Source organism: Cytobacillus kochii, assembly GCF_044790165.1.
GTDB lineage: Bacteria > Bacillota > Bacilli > Bacillales > Cytobacillaceae > Cytobacillus > Cytobacillus kochii.
Window position 1 is genome coordinate 512470 of sequence record NZ_CP085254.1, and the last position, 18051, is coordinate 530520.

The 18051-nt window shown below is 35.9% G+C and carries 16 protein-coding genes, 1 pseudogene and 1 riboswitch; of the genes and pseudogenes, 14 read left to right on the plus strand and 3 right to left on the minus strand.

Features of this window, described 5'->3' with window-relative positions; translation table 11 throughout:
• Positions 1–155: 155 nt before the first annotated feature.
• The gene (locus tag LG276_RS02865) at positions 156–566 is read right to left on the minus strand and encodes an Lrp/AsnC family transcriptional regulator (protein WP_251163531.1); all 411 of its coding nucleotides are present in this window, start codon (positions 564–566) and stop codon (positions 156–158) included.
• 128 nt (positions 567–694) lie between these two features.
• On the opposite strand from LG276_RS02865, the gene LG276_RS02870 reads away from it, so the two are divergent.
• The gene (locus tag LG276_RS02870; RefSeq protein ID WP_251163532.1) at positions 695–1456 is read left to right on the plus strand and encodes an MBL fold metallo-hydrolase; all 762 of its coding nucleotides are present in this window, start codon (positions 695–697) and stop codon (positions 1454–1456) included.
• A 147-nt stretch (positions 1457–1603) separates the two neighbouring features.
• Here the strand turns inward: LG276_RS02870 and LG276_RS02875 are convergent, their stop codons facing one another.
• Positions 1604–1756: a hypothetical protein gene (locus tag LG276_RS02875; protein WP_281203174.1), complete on the minus strand. Its 153-nt coding sequence runs from the start codon at positions 1754–1756 to the stop codon at positions 1604–1606.
• A gap of 61 nt (positions 1757–1817) precedes the next feature.
• Between LG276_RS02875 and LG276_RS02880 the strand changes: the two genes are divergently transcribed.
• The 7 genes and pseudogenes from LG276_RS02880 to LG276_RS02910 all read left to right on the plus strand — a co-directional run bounded on the left by LG276_RS02880 (position 1818) and on the right by LG276_RS02910 (position 8306).
• Positions 1818–2207, plus strand: a complete 390-nt coding sequence (locus tag LG276_RS02880; protein WP_251163533.1) for a hypothetical protein — start codon at positions 1818–1820, stop codon at positions 2205–2207.
• 377 nt (positions 2208–2584) lie between these two features.
• Positions 2585–2761 (plus strand): annotated as a pseudogene (locus LG276_RS02885) (colicin E3/pyocin S6 family cytotoxin); the annotation flags it as partial.
• Between the two features lie 27 nt (positions 2762–2788).
• Entirely contained in the window at positions 2789–3349 is a 561-nt protein-coding gene (locus LG276_RS02890) for a hypothetical protein (protein ID WP_251163534.1), read from the plus strand.
• A 968-nt stretch (positions 3350–4317) separates the two neighbouring features.
• Positions 4318–5118, plus strand: a complete 801-nt coding sequence (locus LG276_RS02895) for a Rieske 2Fe-2S domain-containing protein (RefSeq protein ID WP_281203175.1) — start codon at positions 4318–4320, stop codon at positions 5116–5118.
• A gap of 272 nt (positions 5119–5390) precedes the next feature.
• Entirely contained in the window at positions 5391–6263 is an 873-nt protein-coding gene (locus LG276_RS02900) for an acyltransferase (RefSeq protein ID WP_251166503.1), read from the plus strand.
• A gap of 86 nt (positions 6264–6349) precedes the next feature.
• A complete protein-coding gene (locus LG276_RS02905; RefSeq protein ID WP_224939159.1) occupies positions 6350–6952 on the plus strand; it encodes a TetR/AcrR family transcriptional regulator in 603 nt (200 codons plus the stop codon).
• An 88-nt stretch (positions 6953–7040) separates the two neighbouring features.
• Positions 7041–8306, plus strand: coding sequence for an MFS transporter (locus tag LG276_RS02910; protein ID WP_251163536.1), 1266 nt, complete (start codon positions 7041–7043; stop codon positions 8304–8306).
• Between the two features lie 25 nt (positions 8307–8331).
• On the opposite strand, the gene LG276_RS02915 is transcribed toward LG276_RS02910, so the two are convergent.
• A complete protein-coding gene (locus tag LG276_RS02915; protein ID WP_251163537.1) occupies positions 8332–8739 on the minus strand; it encodes an NUDIX hydrolase in 408 nt (135 codons plus the stop codon).
• A 175-nt stretch (positions 8740–8914) separates the two neighbouring features.
• Between LG276_RS02915 and murF the strand changes: the two genes are divergently transcribed.
• From murF to LG276_RS02945, 6 genes are all read left to right on the plus strand, one after another.
• Entirely contained in the window at positions 8915–10291 is a 1377-nt protein-coding gene (murF, locus tag LG276_RS02920; RefSeq protein WP_251163538.1) for a UDP-N-acetylmuramoyl-tripeptide--D-alanyl-D-alanine ligase, read from the plus strand.
• A 117-nt stretch (positions 10292–10408) separates the two neighbouring features.
• A complete protein-coding gene (locus tag LG276_RS02925; RefSeq protein WP_251163539.1) occupies positions 10409–11428 on the plus strand; it encodes a DUF3231 family protein in 1020 nt (339 codons plus the stop codon).
• A gap of 364 nt (positions 11429–11792) precedes the next feature.
• Positions 11793–13220, plus strand: coding sequence for an aldehyde dehydrogenase family protein (locus tag LG276_RS02930; RefSeq protein WP_404293397.1), 1428 nt, complete (start codon positions 11793–11795; stop codon positions 13218–13220).
• Positions 13221–13315: 95 nt separating this feature from the next.
• A riboswitch (M-box (ykoK) riboswitch) is annotated at positions 13316–13480 on the plus strand.
• Between the two features lie 242 nt (positions 13481–13722).
• Positions 13723–15093, plus strand: coding sequence for a magnesium transporter (mgtE, locus tag LG276_RS02935; protein ID WP_224939153.1), 1371 nt, complete (start codon positions 13723–13725; stop codon positions 15091–15093).
• Positions 15094–16288: 1195 nt separating this feature from the next.
• Positions 16289–16660 carry a MerR family transcriptional regulator gene (locus LG276_RS02940; RefSeq protein ID WP_224939188.1) on the plus strand — a complete coding sequence of 124 codons (372 nt, stop codon included), beginning with the start codon at positions 16289–16291 and terminating at the stop codon, positions 16658–16660.
• Between the two features lie 38 nt (positions 16661–16698).
• Positions 16699–18036, plus strand: a complete 1338-nt coding sequence (locus LG276_RS02945) for a hemolysin family protein (protein ID WP_224939152.1) — start codon at positions 16699–16701, stop codon at positions 18034–18036.
• Positions 18037–18051: the final 15 nt, after the last annotated feature.

Here is an 18051-nt window from a genome sequence, read left to right on the forward strand (position 1 = left end):
GGTTCCTGTATAAAAGAAACTGCCAGCAAACATATAGAATCGAGCTGATACAAGTGCAAAAATTTTTAAAAAGTAAAAAAACCCCTTTAAATAAAAAAGGGGCCTTTCGACTAAAGTTTCTGTATATTACTCACACTATTCATTGTTATTAATAACTATTTGTTAATTACAATGGATAATTTATAGTTTGCATGCTCGTTTAATTCCTCCAAAAAGTGATTCATTAGTTGGTTTGTCGGGAATTTGCATTCGAGAAGGTAACAACCATCCCCACTAATTTTATAATTATTAATAATAAATTGTTCCTTTGTTTTAATGAATGACAGGTAAGGGTGATGATAGACGCTTTGTGTAATGATGGTTAAAAAAGCATGAATGGAGTACCCTAATTTAACTTGACTAACTTTAATCGTATAACCCTCAATGACTCCATTATCTTCTAATTTTATAACTCTGGCTGAAGTAGCTGGTCCAGTCAAATGGACTTTTTTACCTAATTCCTTCATCGTGATTCGACTGTTCTTCGACAGTTCGTCTAAGATTTGCGCATCTGTGTTATCTAACATTTATTTAACTCCTTTCATTAATAAGGTCAAACGTCCCTAATACTTTATTTAATCTATGTATGTGTCTTATGTATGAGTATAGAATATAGATTGTTCGAAGGAAAATCAAAGAAAGGGAGTTAATGAATATGAATATACATCAGGTTCGAAATGCAACAATAGTTGTTGAATACGCAGGGAAAAAGTTTTTAGTTGACCCCATGTTAGCAGAAAAAGGGACTTACCCACCTTTCCCAAATGCACTAAGACAAGACCAAAACAATCCATTGGTAAGCTTACCCACACATATTGAGAATATTATCCAAAATATTGATGCAGTTATTGTTACTCATCTTCATTATGATCATTGGGATGAAGCCGCTAAAGATTCTTTACCAAAAGAAATTAAAATATTTGCCCAGAATGATGAAGATGCAACAGAAATTCGAAATGACGGTTTCCAAAATGTAGAGGTTTTACATGAGGATACAGTCTTTGATGGTATCCAATTGATTAAAACAAAAGGGGAACATGGAAGAGGAGAGATCTTAAAACTTGCGGGTCTTGTATGTGGTATTGTCTTTAAACACCCTTCTGAGAAAACATTATATGTTGCTGGAGATACGGTATGGTATAAAGAAGTTCAGGAAGTAATCGATTCACATAATCCAGAAATCATCGTGGTAAATGCTGGAGATAATCAATTCTTGCAAGGCGGCTCTTTAATCATGGGGAAAGAGGATGTACATGAAGTCTCCAAAGCTGCTCCTAACGCAAAAATTATTACTGTTCACATGGAAGCTGTAAATCATTGGGGGTTGTCCAGAGAAGAATTAAAGAGTTTTATTAATGAAAATGAACATATGTCTAATGTTTTAGTTCCAGATGATGGTGAATCTTACTCATTTTAAAATATAAACGGCCAGGTATGAAAAAGAACTTTAATGGCGTTTTTATTATTCTAAGGTCTGGAGATAGTTACGACCCTATTTTAGTAAAAAAGCCCTTCTCAATTGAGATGGGCTTTCATTTCTTCAAAGGCTTCTTTAAGGCTTCTTTCATTGTATTTGTATAACCTTCAACTTTAATCCCTCCATTGTCAGATGTACCATCAACGGTGACTGGTCAACTTTGAGCAAAGATATAATATATATATCCTTTTCATCTGTAATAAAGTATATATCTTCAGGTTCATGTGATATTTTATCCAAAATATACTCACCAATAATATCCATTAGTGCTATAATTATCTTGTTTAAGGAGTGTGAAAGAATGGTAAAAAGAAAATTTGTTGCCTCACTATTAACATTTTTTATATCTACCTTAATAATTACTTTATTTGTTCCGATAGATATTATATTTAGTGAATATAATGAACGAAGAGATTTTTTCCATTTTTTTGATGAATTTTTAATTTATTCTATTTATACTGGAGCTGGAATTTTTCTTTATGGTTTACCTTTATCGATCATCATAGAAAAAATATTAAAGAAATCTAAGGAAGCACGATTCTTTTTTACGTTTGCGTTCCATCTTCTACTAGGTATTATCCCTTTTTTCTTATTATGGTTTTTTACCTTATTTTCAATATTGATATCAGTTTTATTTTTTATTATTGACGAAATTTTGAGGTCGATAAATAGTAGAGGCATCAAGAAATAAGAACATTAAATTTTTCTACACCAAAGGTAGTTGAGCAAAACTAACTAGATTATTAAACTAACTATGCCGTTATTTCAATAATTCAGTACAAACTTCAATACTCCTTTTTAGCAACAATAAAAAAGAACGAATTCTATCATCGAAAATTCTTCCTTCTTTTATGATACTAATTTCATCCAAGCGGTATTGGTATTGACGCTCCTTTTATCACTTCTTTTAATATAACATTCCAAATGACTTCTATATTTATCAAGAAACATTTCACCAAACCTAAATGTATTTGATTTAAGAATTATTTTATAATAGGTGCCTTCATTAGTATTTCTCTATATTGTTCGGTGAATAAATTGATTAATATTCTTAATTGATTAGGCATATTTAAAGGTAAGACTAAAACTAGTGGAAGTGGGAAAAAGAAAAAGTATTACGAATGGGATCATACACACAACGATATTGAAGTATATGATCATAAGGGTAAACACCTAGGTAGTATGGATCCTTTAACAGGAGAAATGATAAAGGGGCCAGTTAAAGGGAGAAGTATTAAGATTTAATTTTGTATTGCTGGAGAGTGGTGGATTTTGAAAAAAATTAGAGGTTGGAAAAGAAGAATTAAACAGATAGAGAATCTAGAAAAAGAAAATAAAATATTTAATCTTCCCATATTGCAAAATCAATATGTTGATTATTTAAAAATGTTTAACTTTCAAGATTTAGACAAGATACCAGATTGGTATAAGAAAAGAATCACTATAACTTTTATAAATATTTTTGACTCATGGAAAGAGTATGCGCATGTTTATAATTTGGAACATTTTTATATTAGACTGCATATACACGAAGATAATATTTTCGAATCTCAAATAATGATTGTGATTGAAAATCAAATTAATGAATATAAATCACGTTTTATAAGATGTACGGATGAAGTAAAAAAGCCATATTGGTTAGATAACCTTTCCAAAGAGTTTACTCCATATTATTCTTGTACTGTTTGGTTAGAAGATGAGCTTGAGACGCTATCAGAAACAGAAAAGGAATTAATGCTTTCAAATCTACTTGAAATTAGAAATACAGATTCAAATGAAAAAGAATATCTAATAAATGATGGTATTTTATGGTGTTTAGAATATGACAAATAATGGTTGCATTTATTCTTACTTTTGTTCAATATTATAATAAAATAACGATAAAAATGTTGGAAATAGTAGTACAGTTCTCTTAAATTGGGGATGTGCTACTATTTTTTTTAAAAAAATATAAAGTGGTATTTATAAAAATATTTACTAGATAAATGAATAAATATATTGAGTTAAAAATAACTTATATTAAAATTTTTTTTCGAAAACAGTAGTTTTCGTTTTTTCTACTAAGCTATCTAGTTAGTATTAATTAATTATGCTTTTGTAACCTGATCAGAGAAAAGAGATATGTACGAAATCTCCGCAGCAAGTTGGTAATATCTTAAGGTAGAAGTGGTTCCGTAATGGTTGCTACATTTCAACAAACTTATAAGATAAAGTGAAAAGAAAATTGACTTTGGGAGGCTTTTATAAGGAAAATACATAGATATACAGGATGGCGTTTTAATAGGTATATCTGTATTACTTATCCCATTTATATTTTACCATGAACGATTCTATAATGATTTTTCTGTTTGGTTTGTTTTTGGTCATCTTCTTTGGATTGAGAATGAAAAAATTTAAAGATTAGTAAATAGAGTGACTTTAGTTTCTTGTATTTCCTCAGCCGCTGTACTCCTAAATAAAAATAAATTCTATATATGTACCTTTCCCTTTAGTAAATAGGAAAAGTGAATTATATGTTAGGAAAGTTAGTTTAAGCGTTTCAATTGTTGATAAGTAGCCTGAGTCGTTTTCCCAATTAGAAAACGGCTCTTTTCATATTTAAATGATCATCTATTTGTCCTGCCATTTTACATTACTTGTGAGAAATATGGAATTAAATGTATTTAAAACTACACAGAATATTTAGAAAATATAGACATAAAAAGCAATTGTTGTTGTATTTTTTCGTTGGAAAAGATTTTAAACTTAGTTTAAGAAAGCGATTTCATTTAGGAGTTTAATGGAAAGGGTGGTTCTAGTTTATGAGTTTTAATACTGGAAATTGGACATCAGCATCGATTCATTCGCTAGTGGATGCAGAGCAGGGGAAAATTGATCCACGTATTTATACGGATCAGGAGTTATATGAGTTGGAATTGGAGCGGGTTTTTGGTCGCTCGTGGTTGCTTCTTGGTCATGAGAGTCATGTGCCTAAGAAGGGGGATTATTTAACGACTTATATGGGAGAAGATCCTGTTGTGATGGTACGTCAGAGGGATGGCAGTATTAAGGTGTTTCATAATCAGTGTCGACATCGGGGGATGAGGATTTGCCGGGCTGATTGTGGGAATGCGAAGGCGTTCACTTGTACGTATCATGGTTGGGCATATGACACAGCTGGCAAATTAGTGAATGTGCCATTTGAAGAAGAGGCGTTTCCTTCTGATTTTAAGAAAGAAGATTGGGGTCCGTTGCAGGCGCGTGTGGAGATATATAAAGGATTAGTATTTGCCAATTGGGACCCGGAGGCACCGGATTTGCTGACGTATTTAAGTGATGCCACACCATACATGGATACGATGCTGGACCGCTCTGAGGCAGGTACAGAGGTTATTGGTACGATGCAAAAGTGGGTGATTCCTTGTAATTGGAAGTTTGCGGCAGAGCAATTTGCAGGTGATATGTACCATGCGGCTACAACTTCTCATTTGGCAGCAGTAGTGGCAGGATTGCCGGAAGATCAAGATTTGTCTGTTTTTCAACCACATATGAAAGGTCACCAGTTTCTTTCTGAATGGGGCGGTCATGGTTGTGGATTCTATCTTGATACAGCAAGAGGGTAAAAATAATCTATTATGCACTCTTATGAAGTATCAGTCTGATTACTTCATAAGGGTTTTTGCACTTTAATAGAATGGATATGTTTCTTTTGTTCATAATAAAGGAATAAATAACCATTTTAGATTACGTTTGATAAGTGATTATTACAGGTGATGTAAAAATTAAAGTATCTTAAATACAAAGTCGTTAAGTTAGGATTAAAATGCGTATGATGAATAGATTCTTATGTATAATAAATGCGTTTTGATGCTAATAAAAAGTAGGTGTGGAAATGATGGAAACCATCACAGATATATTTAAAAAACCAACTTCAAATAATGAAATCCAATTAATAGGGATGAAAGAAGAGGAAATTGCATTTGATCATTCGAAGGTGAAGTTTGTCGGAGAGGGCAATACATTAATTGTTGAACGTGGCGCCAAATTTAAAAATACGAATATTCATTTTAATGGTAACCATTCAGTTGTCATTATTGGTAAATCCAATCGACGTGCGACATTTAATGTTTCAGTATGGAATAATAGTGCCTTCTTTATTGGGCGGAATTATTCTTTTAATGGGAGTGCTAGATTTATTCTTTCAGAGCAAAAGAATCTCTTCATTGGTCATGATAATATGTTTTCCACAGGTGTGGTTGTAAGGTTAGCGGATCCACATTTGATTTATGATGCAGCAACGAAAAAGCGCATTAATCCAACTAAAAGCGTTTATTTAGGTGATCATATTTGGATTGGACAAGATGTGATGATATTAAAAGGTGTTAATATTGGGTCTGGTTCTATTCTTGGAGCAAAATCACTTGTGACAAAATCATTACCATCCAATGTGTCAGCAGCGGGAAGTCCGGCTCGAATTGTGCGCAAAGATGTGTTTTGGGCTCGCCCATCTGTCCATGCGTATACAGACAATGAAACGGAAGCGGCAGAGCAATTTGCCGATGATCGGTTCATTTATAGCGAAGATGGAAGTATAAAGGAACCTATGAAGATTATTGAAAAGCAATTAATTGATGCTGCTAACTGTGATGAGAAAGTAAATATCTTATTGCCTTACTTAGAAAATACTCCTAAAAATCGCTTTTATACTCCTATGAAATCGAAACAGAAAGAGCCATTACTTAAAGGGATATTTTCAAAAGGAGAATAATCACTTCACATAAGTTGATAAATGGTATAATATAAATATAAAATAATAAATGATTGATTAATCAATCATTTATAGAAGGTGTTTAAATGCCATTATCGGAAAAACAAATTCAAAATATGGAGCTCCGGAAAAAGAAGATTCTTGAAGCGGCTATGGGGTTATTTGCGACTGAAGGGTATGAGGGTACGACAATTAAGAAGGTTTCTGTTGCTGCTAATGTTAGTTTTGGTAGTGTGTTTACTTATTTTAAAGATAAGGAAGCATTGTTTTATACCGTTGTTGTTGAACCATTAGCAGAATTGAAGGAGCGCGTTTTATTTTTTGATGAGACGTCTGCTGATCCTTTATTGGAAACAAAACAGATGTTAAGAGAGCATTTTAGAGCATTTGCAGAAATGAATCGTTATTTGCAATTGGTTGTACAAGTTGTGGGACAGCATGAACGGTATGCTGATGTGTTTAAGGAATTAGATGAGTTCCATGATGTATTTCGTGGGAAGGTCGGACAATTGGTACAAAACGGGCAGCAAATAGGGGTGTTTAAGAAACAAGATCCGCTTATTGTTGCTACATTGTATACGAGTCTCTTAATAGGCGTTCGTTTAAATTCAACTGATAATCGCTATAGTGATGTGTGGGAACAATATGCTGTCACTGCACTAAATCTTTTTGCACCAACTGAAGAGTAACAGATAAAGGGCTTTCCGGTTAGGGAAGTCTTCTCATTCGCTTCAACAATGATTGATTAATCAATCATTAAAAAGAGGAGGAATTTGTATGAAAAATCTGCACCCAGCCATCCGTATTAGATTACTGTTGCAATTCATTTCATCTATTTCAACAATGGCGATTTTACCTTATATCATTATTTATTTTGCTGAAGAAGTTGGGAAGGCCGTGACAGGTGTTCTATTTCTATGTGTGATGTTGGCAAGTGTTTTAGGCTCCTTATTAGGTGGATTTACTTCAGACAGAGTAGGGAGAAGGAAGGTAATATTGCTTGCAGAACTGTTTGTATTTATAGGGTATTTAGGTGCTGCAGTTGCCAATACATCCGTTGGTGCCTATCCTTACATCACTTTTCTATTTTTTATGACCATTCAATTTAGCACAGGTGTCGTCAATCCAGCCTATCAAGCATTAATCATTGATGTGAGTTCCCCTGAAGAAAGAAAAATAATTTACACTTATGCCTATTGGGTTCGAAATTTAGGGATTGCTATTGGTAGTATGGTCGGCGCTTTCTTCTTTTTTCCCCACCTTGTCTTACTACTCCTTAGTGCAGCTCTTGTGTCCTTACTTTCTATTTTGATGACAAAGGTGTTTATTAAAGAAACCTATCAACCTAACGTACAGCGGCAAAAAAGTAGTCAAACGATTCAAGTGTATAAAGAGTATTTAAATATATTAAAGCATAAGTTTTTTATCATATTTATTCTTGCTAGTGTATTAATTGTAGCTGTGGAGGAACAATTAACGAATTATATTGGTATTCGTTTAAAAGAACAGCTCCCAAATCCAGTACAGATCATTACCGCCATTCCTATGGAGGTAGATGGTGTGAATCTACTAGGACTTTTGAAGACAGAAAATACTATACTTGTTGTTGCTCTTACGTTCGTTGTAATTACACTCATAAAAAGATGGAAGGAACGTGTGACATTTTTGGTTGGACTTTTGCTGTTTTTCACCGGTTATACGGTTCTTAGCTTTACAACCATTCCCATGCTGCTTATTGTTGCTATGTTCCTCGCATCTATTGGTGAGATGATGTATATCCCGATGCAGCAGGCCTTGCTCGCTAATAGTGTGCCTGATCATGCGAGAAGTACTTACATGTCGCTGTATGGTGTTTCAATTTTCTTAGGTGTCAGTGCTGCAGGTGTCGTTGTCATTGTAAGTGAATGGATTCCATCTCTTGTTATTACTGGTGTAATTGCTTTAATGGGCGGGTTGAGTTTTATTTTGTTTGCACGGTTAGTAAGCATAGAAAAGAAACAAGAAGAAACAAATATCATTAACCTAAAATCAGTCTCTAGATAGTAGGTTAGGTTAAAACATAATATGTTTAAAAACCGACAAAAAAAGGGTGCCTACCTTCATCCAAACAATACTCCACCCGCTGCCTGTAGTTTTGCCATTCAATCATTTGTAACGCCTGGTCAATAGGGAAGTAGCCAACTGCTAAGCTTTCTGAACTTGTGGTTGGTTCTCCGCCGGTAGGTTTGGCAAGGAATAAGGTGTTACAGATGGATTTTTCTACGTTCTGGAAGATGCCACAGAAGCGTATGATCTCTACGTCGATTCCAGATTCTTCTTTCGTTTCGCGGATGGCTGCCTCTGTGATGGATTCACCTTCTTCTACTTGTCCACCAGGCATTTCCCAACCTCTTAGTGGCCCTTTGATGAGTAGGATTTCATTATGATCGTTTAAAACAATCGTTGCTGCTGAGACAATATGTTTAGGTGTAGCCATAAAATCCCCCCTCGCTATTCTCTAGTTAATTTATTCCATATTATCATGAATGGATGAGTTTTTTTTCTAAAAGTTAAATCTATTAAAATATTTCAGCTTTACCTTACTAAAGAGTTTTCTTTTTCTGCAAAAAGGTCTACAATTTGATGTAAGTAATCATTGTGGAGGATTTAGGATGATAAAGCGAAGTTTAGTTGAAATTCAGGATATGTTAAATGGTTCAGGTCTGCAAGAAGAATACGCTGATATCCGTGTTGACGGGGTTTCGATAGATACAAGAACATTACATAAGGGGAATTTATTTATTCCTATTATGAGAATTGATGATGGTCATAACTATGTAAATACGGCTTTCGATCGGGGTGCTACTGCAACCCTTTGGAAGAAGGGGCATAAGCATCCACCAGAAGGCGTACCCGTGATTTACGTCGATGATCCACTTCAAGCATTACAAGAGTTGGCAACTGCTTATCGTGAACAATTAAATATGAAGGTTGTCGGTGTAACGGGGAGTAATGGAAAAACAACAACGAAGGATATGGTTAAGTCCATATTACAGACGACATATAAAGTCCATAAGACAAAAGGGAATTTAAACAGCCAAATCGGGTTGCCTCTTACCATTCTTGATGTCGAAGAAGGCACAGAGGTCCTTGTTCTAGAAATGGGTATGAGTGAAAAGGGACAAATTCATCGTCTGTCAACCATTGCTCAGCCTGATGTTGTAGTTATTACGATGGTTGGTTTGGCACATATTGCGACACTAGGTTCGGAAGAAAATATCGCCAATGCTAAACTGGAAATTATTGATGGTTTAAGAGATGGTGGCTTATTTATATACTATGGCGATGATGCTCACTTAAAGCAGGCGTTAGCGAATGTGAATTTACCCATGCGTGTTAAAACATTCGGTCATGAAGTAACGAATAATTACTACTATGAAAAAGTAAAAGAATATAAAAAATATCTTGAGTTTGATATCGCAGGAGAGCAGTCATTTAAAGATCTAAAGGTATCGATCATTGGTAAACATAATGTGAAAAATACGTTAGCAGCGGTAGCTGTCGCTCTTGAATTGGGAGTGACGCCTGAAAACATTATCGCTGGATTGAAGAATTTAGATTTGACTGCCATGCGAATGGAAACAATTCAAACAAAAAAAGGATACACCATTATTAACGATGCTTGGAATGCGAGTCCGAACTCTGTACAAGCTGCGATTGAAACAGTACAGGAAATGGATGGCTATCATCAGAAAATATTAGTACTAGGGGATATGCTAGAACTAGGTGATAGTGCTGAAACTCTCCATAAACAAATGGCAAAGGCAATTGACCCGAATGAAATTGATTTTGTCGTCACATATGGAATATTAGCCTCTGCAATTGCAAAAGAAGCGAAACAAATGATGGGGGAAGACAAAGTGGTGTCTCCTTATACAAAATCGGAAATCGTTCAATTTATTAATAAAATCGTGAAGAAAGAAGCCCTCATTCTATTTAAGGGCTCCAGGGAGATGAAATTAGAAGAAGTAGTGAAAAACTTAATCTAAGTCTAAAAGCAGCTTACTTAAAATTTAAGTGAGCTGCTTTTTTATTTTCCTATTTGGTATAATTCTCCTTTCAATAACAAATAGTAAGGTCAGAATATTGTGAAGGGAAGTGCACGCATGACAGAAGAAAAGATTAACCTTTCTTCTTCGGAGTTAGCGTCTTTATGGACATCTTATATGCAGAATACGATGTCCGTTCAGTTTTTAAGTTATTTGCGAGAAACCGTGGAGGATAACACGATATCTCAACTAGTACAAACTGCTTGTCAGATTTCAGAAGACCATATAGCAAAGGTAAAAAGTGTTTTTGTACAAGAGAAAATACCTATTCCTAAAGGTTTTACTGCTGCTGATGTAAATAGAGATGCACCGAAAGTTTATACAGATATATTTATGCTGACCTATATTCATCACATGGCTAAAGCTGGCATGCTTAGTTATAGTGGATTTCTTGCGTTAAGTGCAAGAAAAGATATAAGAAAGCTTTTTAATAAGGCACTTTTTGCGACAGCTGATTTATTTGAGCAAAGTTCAGAAATCCAAATCAATAAAGGTGTATTTGTCCGATCGCCAGTTATTCCTTATCCAAAAGAAATTGATATGGTGGATGATAAAAGTTATTTCAAAGGATTAAATCCTTTTGCTGACAAAAGGTCGTTGAATGCTGTGGAAATCTCTCATCTTCATCTTAATTTTTTCAATAATGTTGTTGGGCTAAAATTAGCTACAAGCTTTGCCCAAATGTCACCAAGAAAAGAAGTACAAAAGATATGTATACAAGGCAAAGATATTTCAGAAAAACATGTGGAATTATTTGCTGTTACTTTGATTAACAATGGTCTTCAAGCACCAATTGATGGAGATGTTAGTATTACCAATTCAACTGCCGAAGTATTCTCGGATAAATTAATCCTTTTTCAATTAGGAATGTTAACAGCTGCCGGGAGTGGAAACTATGCGACGGGTGCTGCAGCAAGTCAAAGGCATGACCTGATCATCAATTATGAACGTTTAGCTATGGAAGTGGGTCAGTATGCAAAGGATATAGCGAATTTAATGGTGGAATTGGGTTATCTTGAACAACCACCTGGAACGTTGGATAAAGAAAAACTGGCAAAAAGTAAAGAAAAAGAATAAAAAGGTAAGCATCATGAAGGTGCTTACCTTTTTACTATCTGTGATTGGCCGAACGTTTAACTTTGCGCCATTGACCTAGCTCTATTTATTCTTAGGAGGCGATTAGATCTCTTGTAGATAGAGTAGTTTAGTTTCACTAACCATCTTTGGATTAGATGAATCAAATGAGCAATAAATTCCAACGTTCATCCCTCCACACCGATATTACGTGACGAGCACGTAGCCCTATCTTTTCCTAAAGAATAAAAGTTATACAGATGAAAAGTTGGTAGTTACATGACGAATGTGACATGTTTAATAAAGGGGAGAAAGGGAATGGGTTAAGTAGAATCAATAATATCCCTAAAGGAGCTTGATTATACTTATGCGAAATTATACTAAGCACTATATTAATGGCGAATGGGTCACATCAACGGGATCTAAAACCAATGATGTCATTAATCCAGCAACGGAAGAAGTAATGGGAAAAATTAGTTCAGGAACAGAAGAAGATTTAGATAAAGCAGTGGCAGCGGCCAAAGCTGCATTTCCATCATTCTCTCAAACATCAGTAGAAGAAAGAATTGAGTTACTTGAGCGAATTTGTCAAGAATATGAAAAACGTAAAGACGATATTATAGAAGTGATTACAGAAGAACTAGGCTCTCCTGTTAAGCGAAGCAATAAAGTCCATTATCAAATGGGTTTACAACACTTTAAACAAGCGGTAGAGGAATTAAAAACGTTCAAATTTGAAGAAGAACGAGGAAACACATTAGTTCGCAAGGAAGCGATCGGTGTAGCAGGACTCATCACACCATGGAACTTCCCTACGAATCAAACCTCTACTAAATTGGCAAGTGCGTTTGCTGCTGGTAGTACCGTAGTGCTTAAACCAGCATCAAATACACCATTTGCAGCGATGATTTTAGCGGAAATCTTTGAAGCAGCAGGTTTGCCAAAAGGTGTCTTTAACCTAGTAACAGGTTCAGGTTCAACAATTGGTAATGGCATTAGTTCACATCCTGATATTGATTTCGTATCCTTTACAGGATCTGGTGAAGTCGGACAAAAAATTATGGAAAACGCAGCTTCAACTATCAAGAAAGTTTCTCTTGAGTTAGGTGGAAAATCACCACTTATCGTGTTAGATGATGCAGACATTAAAGGAGCGGCAAAAACAGCCGTTGCGCTCGTCGCAGGAAATACAGGTCAAGTTTGTACAGCGGCAACAAGAACACTCATTCCAAAAGGAATGCATGATGAATTCGTTGAGGCTGTAAAAGAAGTGATTGAAAACTTCCCAGTCGGTGATCCAACAAGTCAAGATGTTCAAGTTGGTCCTCTTGTCGATGCAGATCAATGGGAAAGGGTACAATCGTATATTAAAAAAGGATCAGAAGAAGGTGCAGAATTAATTGCCGGTGGTCCTGGAAAACCAGAAGGACTGGAGAAAGGTTATTATACGAAAATCACTGCTTTTACAAATGTGAAAAACGATATGACGATTGCCCAAGAAGAAATCTTTGGACCAGTAATGAGTATCCTCACATACGATAACTTGGATGAAGCAATCGAAATCGCTAATGATACCATTTATGGATTAGCTGGATACGTTTACGGTGGCGATCGTGACACATTACAAAAAGTGGCCAAAGGCATTCGCGCTGGACAAATCCAAGTCAATAATTCAAAAACTGATTTCTCAGCACCGTTTGGCGGCTTTAAACAATCAGGCATTGGACGTGAATGGGGAGACTTTGGTATCGAAGAATTTTTAGAACCTAAATCCATCATTGGCTACTATGCTTAAATCTAATAGGTTCCCTTGTACGGGGACCTTTATTAATTTTTCTAAAGGTGTTGACAGAATGTAACACTAGATGTAAAGTGAACATGGCAATCCATATGAATCCTCGTTAGGTGAGGCTCCTGTATAGAGATATGCTACTGCCCAAAAATGTCCAAAGACGCCAATGGGTCAACAGGAACCATCGACATAAGGTGGTTTTTAATGTAGCTGGTATTTACCTATGCTGTACAGTGCTAAAGCTCTACGAATGGAGGGGTAATTACTGCTTGTACAATACGCGTACATGTTGTATTTTCTATGCATTTTATGCACCTCCACGGTTAGTTGGAGGTGCTTTTTCATTTTAAAAAAACAAGGAGGTGGTGCGGGATGGATAGTATTCCCAATCCGAGGTCGAGTAAACAGGAATTGATCAATAGGGAGAAAAGAGGAGGGTATTTGTTCTGCACCACTCATCTTATACAGAATAAATAGGCTCTTCTTCCGAAATGGAGGAGTCGAAATGAACCAATTATTAAAATTAAAACAAAAAAAAGATTACCAAAAACAAGTATTAAAATATATCACTGAACGTAACTTGAAAATGTTTCGTGAGACGTTCCTTGAATTGCATCCGACGGACCAAGTAGAAGTGTTTAAAGAAATGGAACTGCCATTACAAAAACAATTACTACTTTTTCTGACACCCGAAGAGTTCTCTGATATTTTCCAAGGGCTAGACTTAGAGGATCAATCAGAGGTTTTTACTCATATAGGCTTTCAATATGCTGTCGCGATGTTTAATTATATGTCTGCTGATGACGTTGCCGATTTCTTGCTTGAAATGGAAGTAGAAAATGCAGATGATATCCTTCAATCCATGGATCAAGAAGAAGCCAATAAAGTCATCGAGCTGATGACTTATGCACCGAGAACGGCCGGTGCCATTATGACGAAAGAATTCATTCGCATTTCAGTTGAGTCCACTGCCGCCCAAGTCATTGAAGAACTAAGAGAAACGGCAATGGCTGCTGAGACGATTTACTATTTATACGTCGTCGATATAGAGGAGCGTCTTGCTGGGGTTGTTTCCTTAAGAGATTTAATTATTGCACAGCCTAATCAAATCATTGATGATATTATGAGCACACAAGTGGTTTCTGTACCGGTCAATGAAGATCAAGAAAACGTGGCACGTTTGATTAAAGAATATGATTTTCTAGCGGTTCCTGTCATTGGGAAAGAAGGAAAGCTTGTCGGTATTATTACAGTCGATGATGTTATCGATGTACTAGAAGAAGAGACAGATGATGATTTCGGAGAATTTGCTGCTTCTAAAGGGGCGACAGATTTAAACTTAACGGCTTTTAGTGCCGCAAAAAAACGTGCACCTTGGATTGTTTTATTGATGTTTTTCGGTATGATTACCGCTAACATCATCGGTCGCTTTGAAGAAACTTTACAACAAATTGTCATCCTCGCTGCATTTATGCCATTGATTATGGGAACGGCAGGTAACACAGGGACACAATCATTAGCTGTGGCTGTCCGTGGATTAGCCACTGGATCAGTAGAGAAAAACGGTGTATGGCAAATAGTGAAAAGGGAATTGGGTACTGGTTTGATGCTCGGTGTCGTATGTATGATCGTATTAACAGGTATTATCGGTCTATTCTACCAAGGAAATTGGCTGCTTGCTTTTATCGTCGGTGCCTCACTATTTTTAGCATTAAGTATGGCCGCAGTGATTGGAGCAGTTGTTCCGCTCATTATCAACCGCTTAAAAATTGATCCAGCCATTGCATCCGGCCCTTTTATTACTACATTAAATGATATTCTTAGCCTACTGATTTATTTCTCTATTGCAACGACCATGATGGACAAAATTATATGAAAGAACCAACACTTCCATTTAAAGAATGGAGGTGTTTTTTTATGGGGAAAATCCAAAACAAAAGCAACCGGAGAAAGATAATTAAGAAATCGGGGAAAGATAACTTTGTATCATTCTTGGCGTGTTTCCGTATATTCGCAACCAGCCAGGATTTGTTAGGCGTACCGATTTTTGGAGCGTTTACTTTCTTAAACGATCAAATATAGAGTAACCCTATGCTATTTAATACGTTTCCAGCAAGAACGAGTCAGGATTCTGAGGGCGGTGGAAAATTTGAAGCGTTTGTCTGTTAAACAAGTCAAAAATAGTAGAAGGTTCAAATGTTTGATTCGTTCCTTTCCAAAACGAGTCAAGATTTGCAGAATGTCCAAATTTTTGGAGCGTTTACTTGTTAAACGAATCAAATATAGAGTACCCCCCTTTAATTTGATACGTTTCCAGCAAGAACGAGTCAGGATTCTGAGGGCGGTGAAAAATTTGAAGCGTTTATCTGGTAAACGAGTCAAAAATAGTAGAAGGTTCAAATGTTTGATTCGTTCCTTTCCAAAACGAGTCAAGATTTGCAGAATATCCAAATTTTTGGAGCGATTACTTCTTAAACGAGTCAAATATAGAGTAACCCTATGCTATTTGATACGTTTCCAGCAAGAACGAGTCAGGATTCTGAGGGCGGTGAAAAATTTAAAGCGTTTGTCTGTTAAACGAGTCAAATATAGTAGTTGGTTCAAAGTAATTGCCGCGTTTCCAACTATTACAAAAGCTAGTTTGCCTATTCTGATTCGAGTTCACTAGAACAAGGCAATATTTCCGGCTGAGTACAATTTAGGCACCGTCATCTCATCAGCCCGTTTATCATTCTATATCATCCTCCGAAAAGTACCATAGAGGTAAAATAATCAATCATATCTTTCTTTATCAAGTGAGAGGTATATAATATGAAGTTTCTTTTTTTGAGATATCTGCTGTTATCAGTTAAAATATAATTGAGAATGGGGAGTTGTGGACTGAAAAAGCTACCACTTGATTTCAGTTACAGTCCATTATATAATTTTCTCATAAACTATAACGTAATAGTTTGTGTTTTTTCTTAAAAAGTTTCAACCTATAAACATAGGTTTTAAATAAAACTGAAACGTAATACTTAATATAGAAAGGGGGTTACTTCATTGGGAAGGCGTTATTGCGAATTGGTCAGGTGGCGAAATTGAGCGGTTTAACATCACGGACGATTGATTATTACACAAAAAAGAATTTATTGAGTGTCGAACGTTCCTCTTCAAACTACCGTCTTTATCCTGAGGATGTCCTGAATACGTTAGAAAGGATTAAAGCTTTGAAGAAAGAGAGATTATCAATTCTAGAGATTCAGAGAGTACTTCATACACAGGATAACCAAGGAGTAGACCCCATGGTAATAGAGGTCCAAGAGGAAATCAATCGTTTAAAAGGGAAGCTTGAAATCGTAGAACAACGATATCAACAGTGTTCCGAAATCGAAAAAAAGCGTGTGTTTCGCTTACTTGAAAAAGAATTATCAGATTGTTTCAAACGATTGAATGAGTGTTAACTATTTTGGAGGTGAATCCCTCAGTTAGAGGGAAATAATTGGACATAATAACCATTACGAATTTAATAATGCTTGTAATTTTACTTGCTCTGACGGCGTTTTTCGTTGCGTCTGAGTTCGCAGTAGTCAAACTCCGTATGTCGAGGATTGACCAGTTAATTGCTGAAGGAAATAAAAAAGCGGTTCTTGCTAAGAAAGTAGCAGCGGACCTGGATTATTATTTATCAGCTTGTCAACTTGGTATTACGGTAACAGCCCTTGGTTTAGGTGCATTAGGTAAACCGGCTGTAAGTGCTGTGTTGTATCCTGTTTTTAGTTGGTTAAACATTTCTGCTACTATTGCTGATGTTGCTTCTTATGCAATTGCTTTTGCATTAGTAACTTATTTACACGTGGTAGTCGGAGAGATGGCACCGAAAACTTTAGCTATTCAATTTTCGGAAAAAGTGACGTTAATGCTTGCACCTTCACTCTACTGGTTCGGTAAGATTATGTCGCCGTTTATTTTTGCTTTAAATGGTGCTTCTCGTCTTTTATTGCGTATGTTTGGTGTCGCGCCAGCTCCGCAAGAAAAGGCATACACTGAGGAAGAATTAAAAATCGTTATGGCACAAAGTTTCCAAGGTGGAGAAATTGATCAAACAGAACTGAAGTATTTAGAGAACGTCTTTTCTTTTGATGAAAGAGTAGCAAAAGATATCATGGTTCCAAGAACAGATCTTGTGACAATTGATAAGGATATGACTCCAGATGAACTGATCGCCATTTTAGATGAACATAATTATACGCGTTATCCCGTTGTCGAAAATGGGGATAAAGACCGTATTATTGGTGTTGTCAATGCGAAGAAAATGCTCAGTCACATTGTGAGTGGCAGGGAAGTAAAGTTAGAGCAATATATGCGTGATGTTCCATTTGTTGTAGAAGTAACAAGTATACAAGATGCGCTGTTGAAAATGCAGCAAGAACAAGTCCATATGACTGTTGTTATGGATGAGTACGGCGGAACTTCTGGTGTTTTAACGATGGAGGATGTACTTGAAGAGCTAGTTGGCGAAATTCGCGATGAATTTGATGAGGATGAAGTAGCGGATATCCGTCCAGCAGGTGAACAAAAGTATATCATCAATGGACGTGTGTTGTTGACTGATTTGGAAGACCGGTTTGGCCTAACATTTGAAGATAGTGAAGATATCGACACAATTGCTGGTTGGATACAATATAAAAACCTTGAAGTAGTAGAGCAGGGTGACGAGGTTCATCACGATAATCATGTGTGGGAAGTGGCTGAAATGGATAATTATCAAATTAAACAAGTCATGTTCCATCAATATTTAGAAGATCAAATAGCAGAGGAAACCCCTCAATCATCGTAATCATCTTGGAGGTGA

What these genes read in the sequence shown, in the direction of transcription:
- LG276_RS02905 (WP_224939159.1), top strand. Translation starts at nt 6,350, where the DNA reads ATGCCATTATCGGAAAAACAAATTCAAAATATGGAGCTCCGGAAAAAG.
- LG276_RS02870 (WP_251163532.1), top strand. Translation starts at nt 695, where the DNA reads ATGAATATACATCAGGTTCGAAATGCAACAATAGTTGTTGAATACGCA.
- LG276_RS02915 (WP_251163537.1), bottom strand. Translation starts at nt 8,739, where the DNA reads ATGGCTACACCTAAACATATTGTCTCAGCAGCAACGATTGTTTTAAAC.
- LG276_RS02895 (WP_281203175.1), top strand. Translation starts at nt 4,318, where the DNA reads ATGAGTTTTAATACTGGAAATTGGACATCAGCATCGATTCATTCGCTA.
- murF (WP_251163538.1), top strand. Translation starts at nt 8,915, where the DNA reads ATGATAAAGCGAAGTTTAGTTGAAATTCAGGATATGTTAAATGGTTCA.
- mgtE (WP_224939153.1), top strand. Translation starts at nt 13,723, where the DNA reads ATGAACCAATTATTAAAATTAAAACAAAAAAAAGATTACCAAAAACAA.
- LG276_RS02900 (WP_251166503.1), top strand. Translation starts at nt 5,391, where the DNA reads ATGGAAACCATCACAGATATATTTAAAAAACCAACTTCAAATAATGAA.
- LG276_RS02865 (WP_251163531.1), bottom strand. Translation starts at nt 566, where the DNA reads ATGTTAGATAACACAGATGCGCAAATCTTAGACGAACTGTCGAAGAAC.
- LG276_RS02930 (WP_404293397.1), top strand. Translation starts at nt 11,793, where the DNA reads ATGCGAAATTATACTAAGCACTATATTAATGGCGAATGGGTCACATCA.
- LG276_RS02880 (WP_251163533.1), top strand. Translation starts at nt 1,818, where the DNA reads ATGGTAAAAAGAAAATTTGTTGCCTCACTATTAACATTTTTTATATCT.
- LG276_RS02925 (WP_251163539.1), top strand. Translation starts at nt 10,409, where the DNA reads ATGACAGAAGAAAAGATTAACCTTTCTTCTTCGGAGTTAGCGTCTTTA.
- LG276_RS02910 (WP_251163536.1), top strand. Translation starts at nt 7,041, where the DNA reads ATGAAAAATCTGCACCCAGCCATCCGTATTAGATTACTGTTGCAATTC.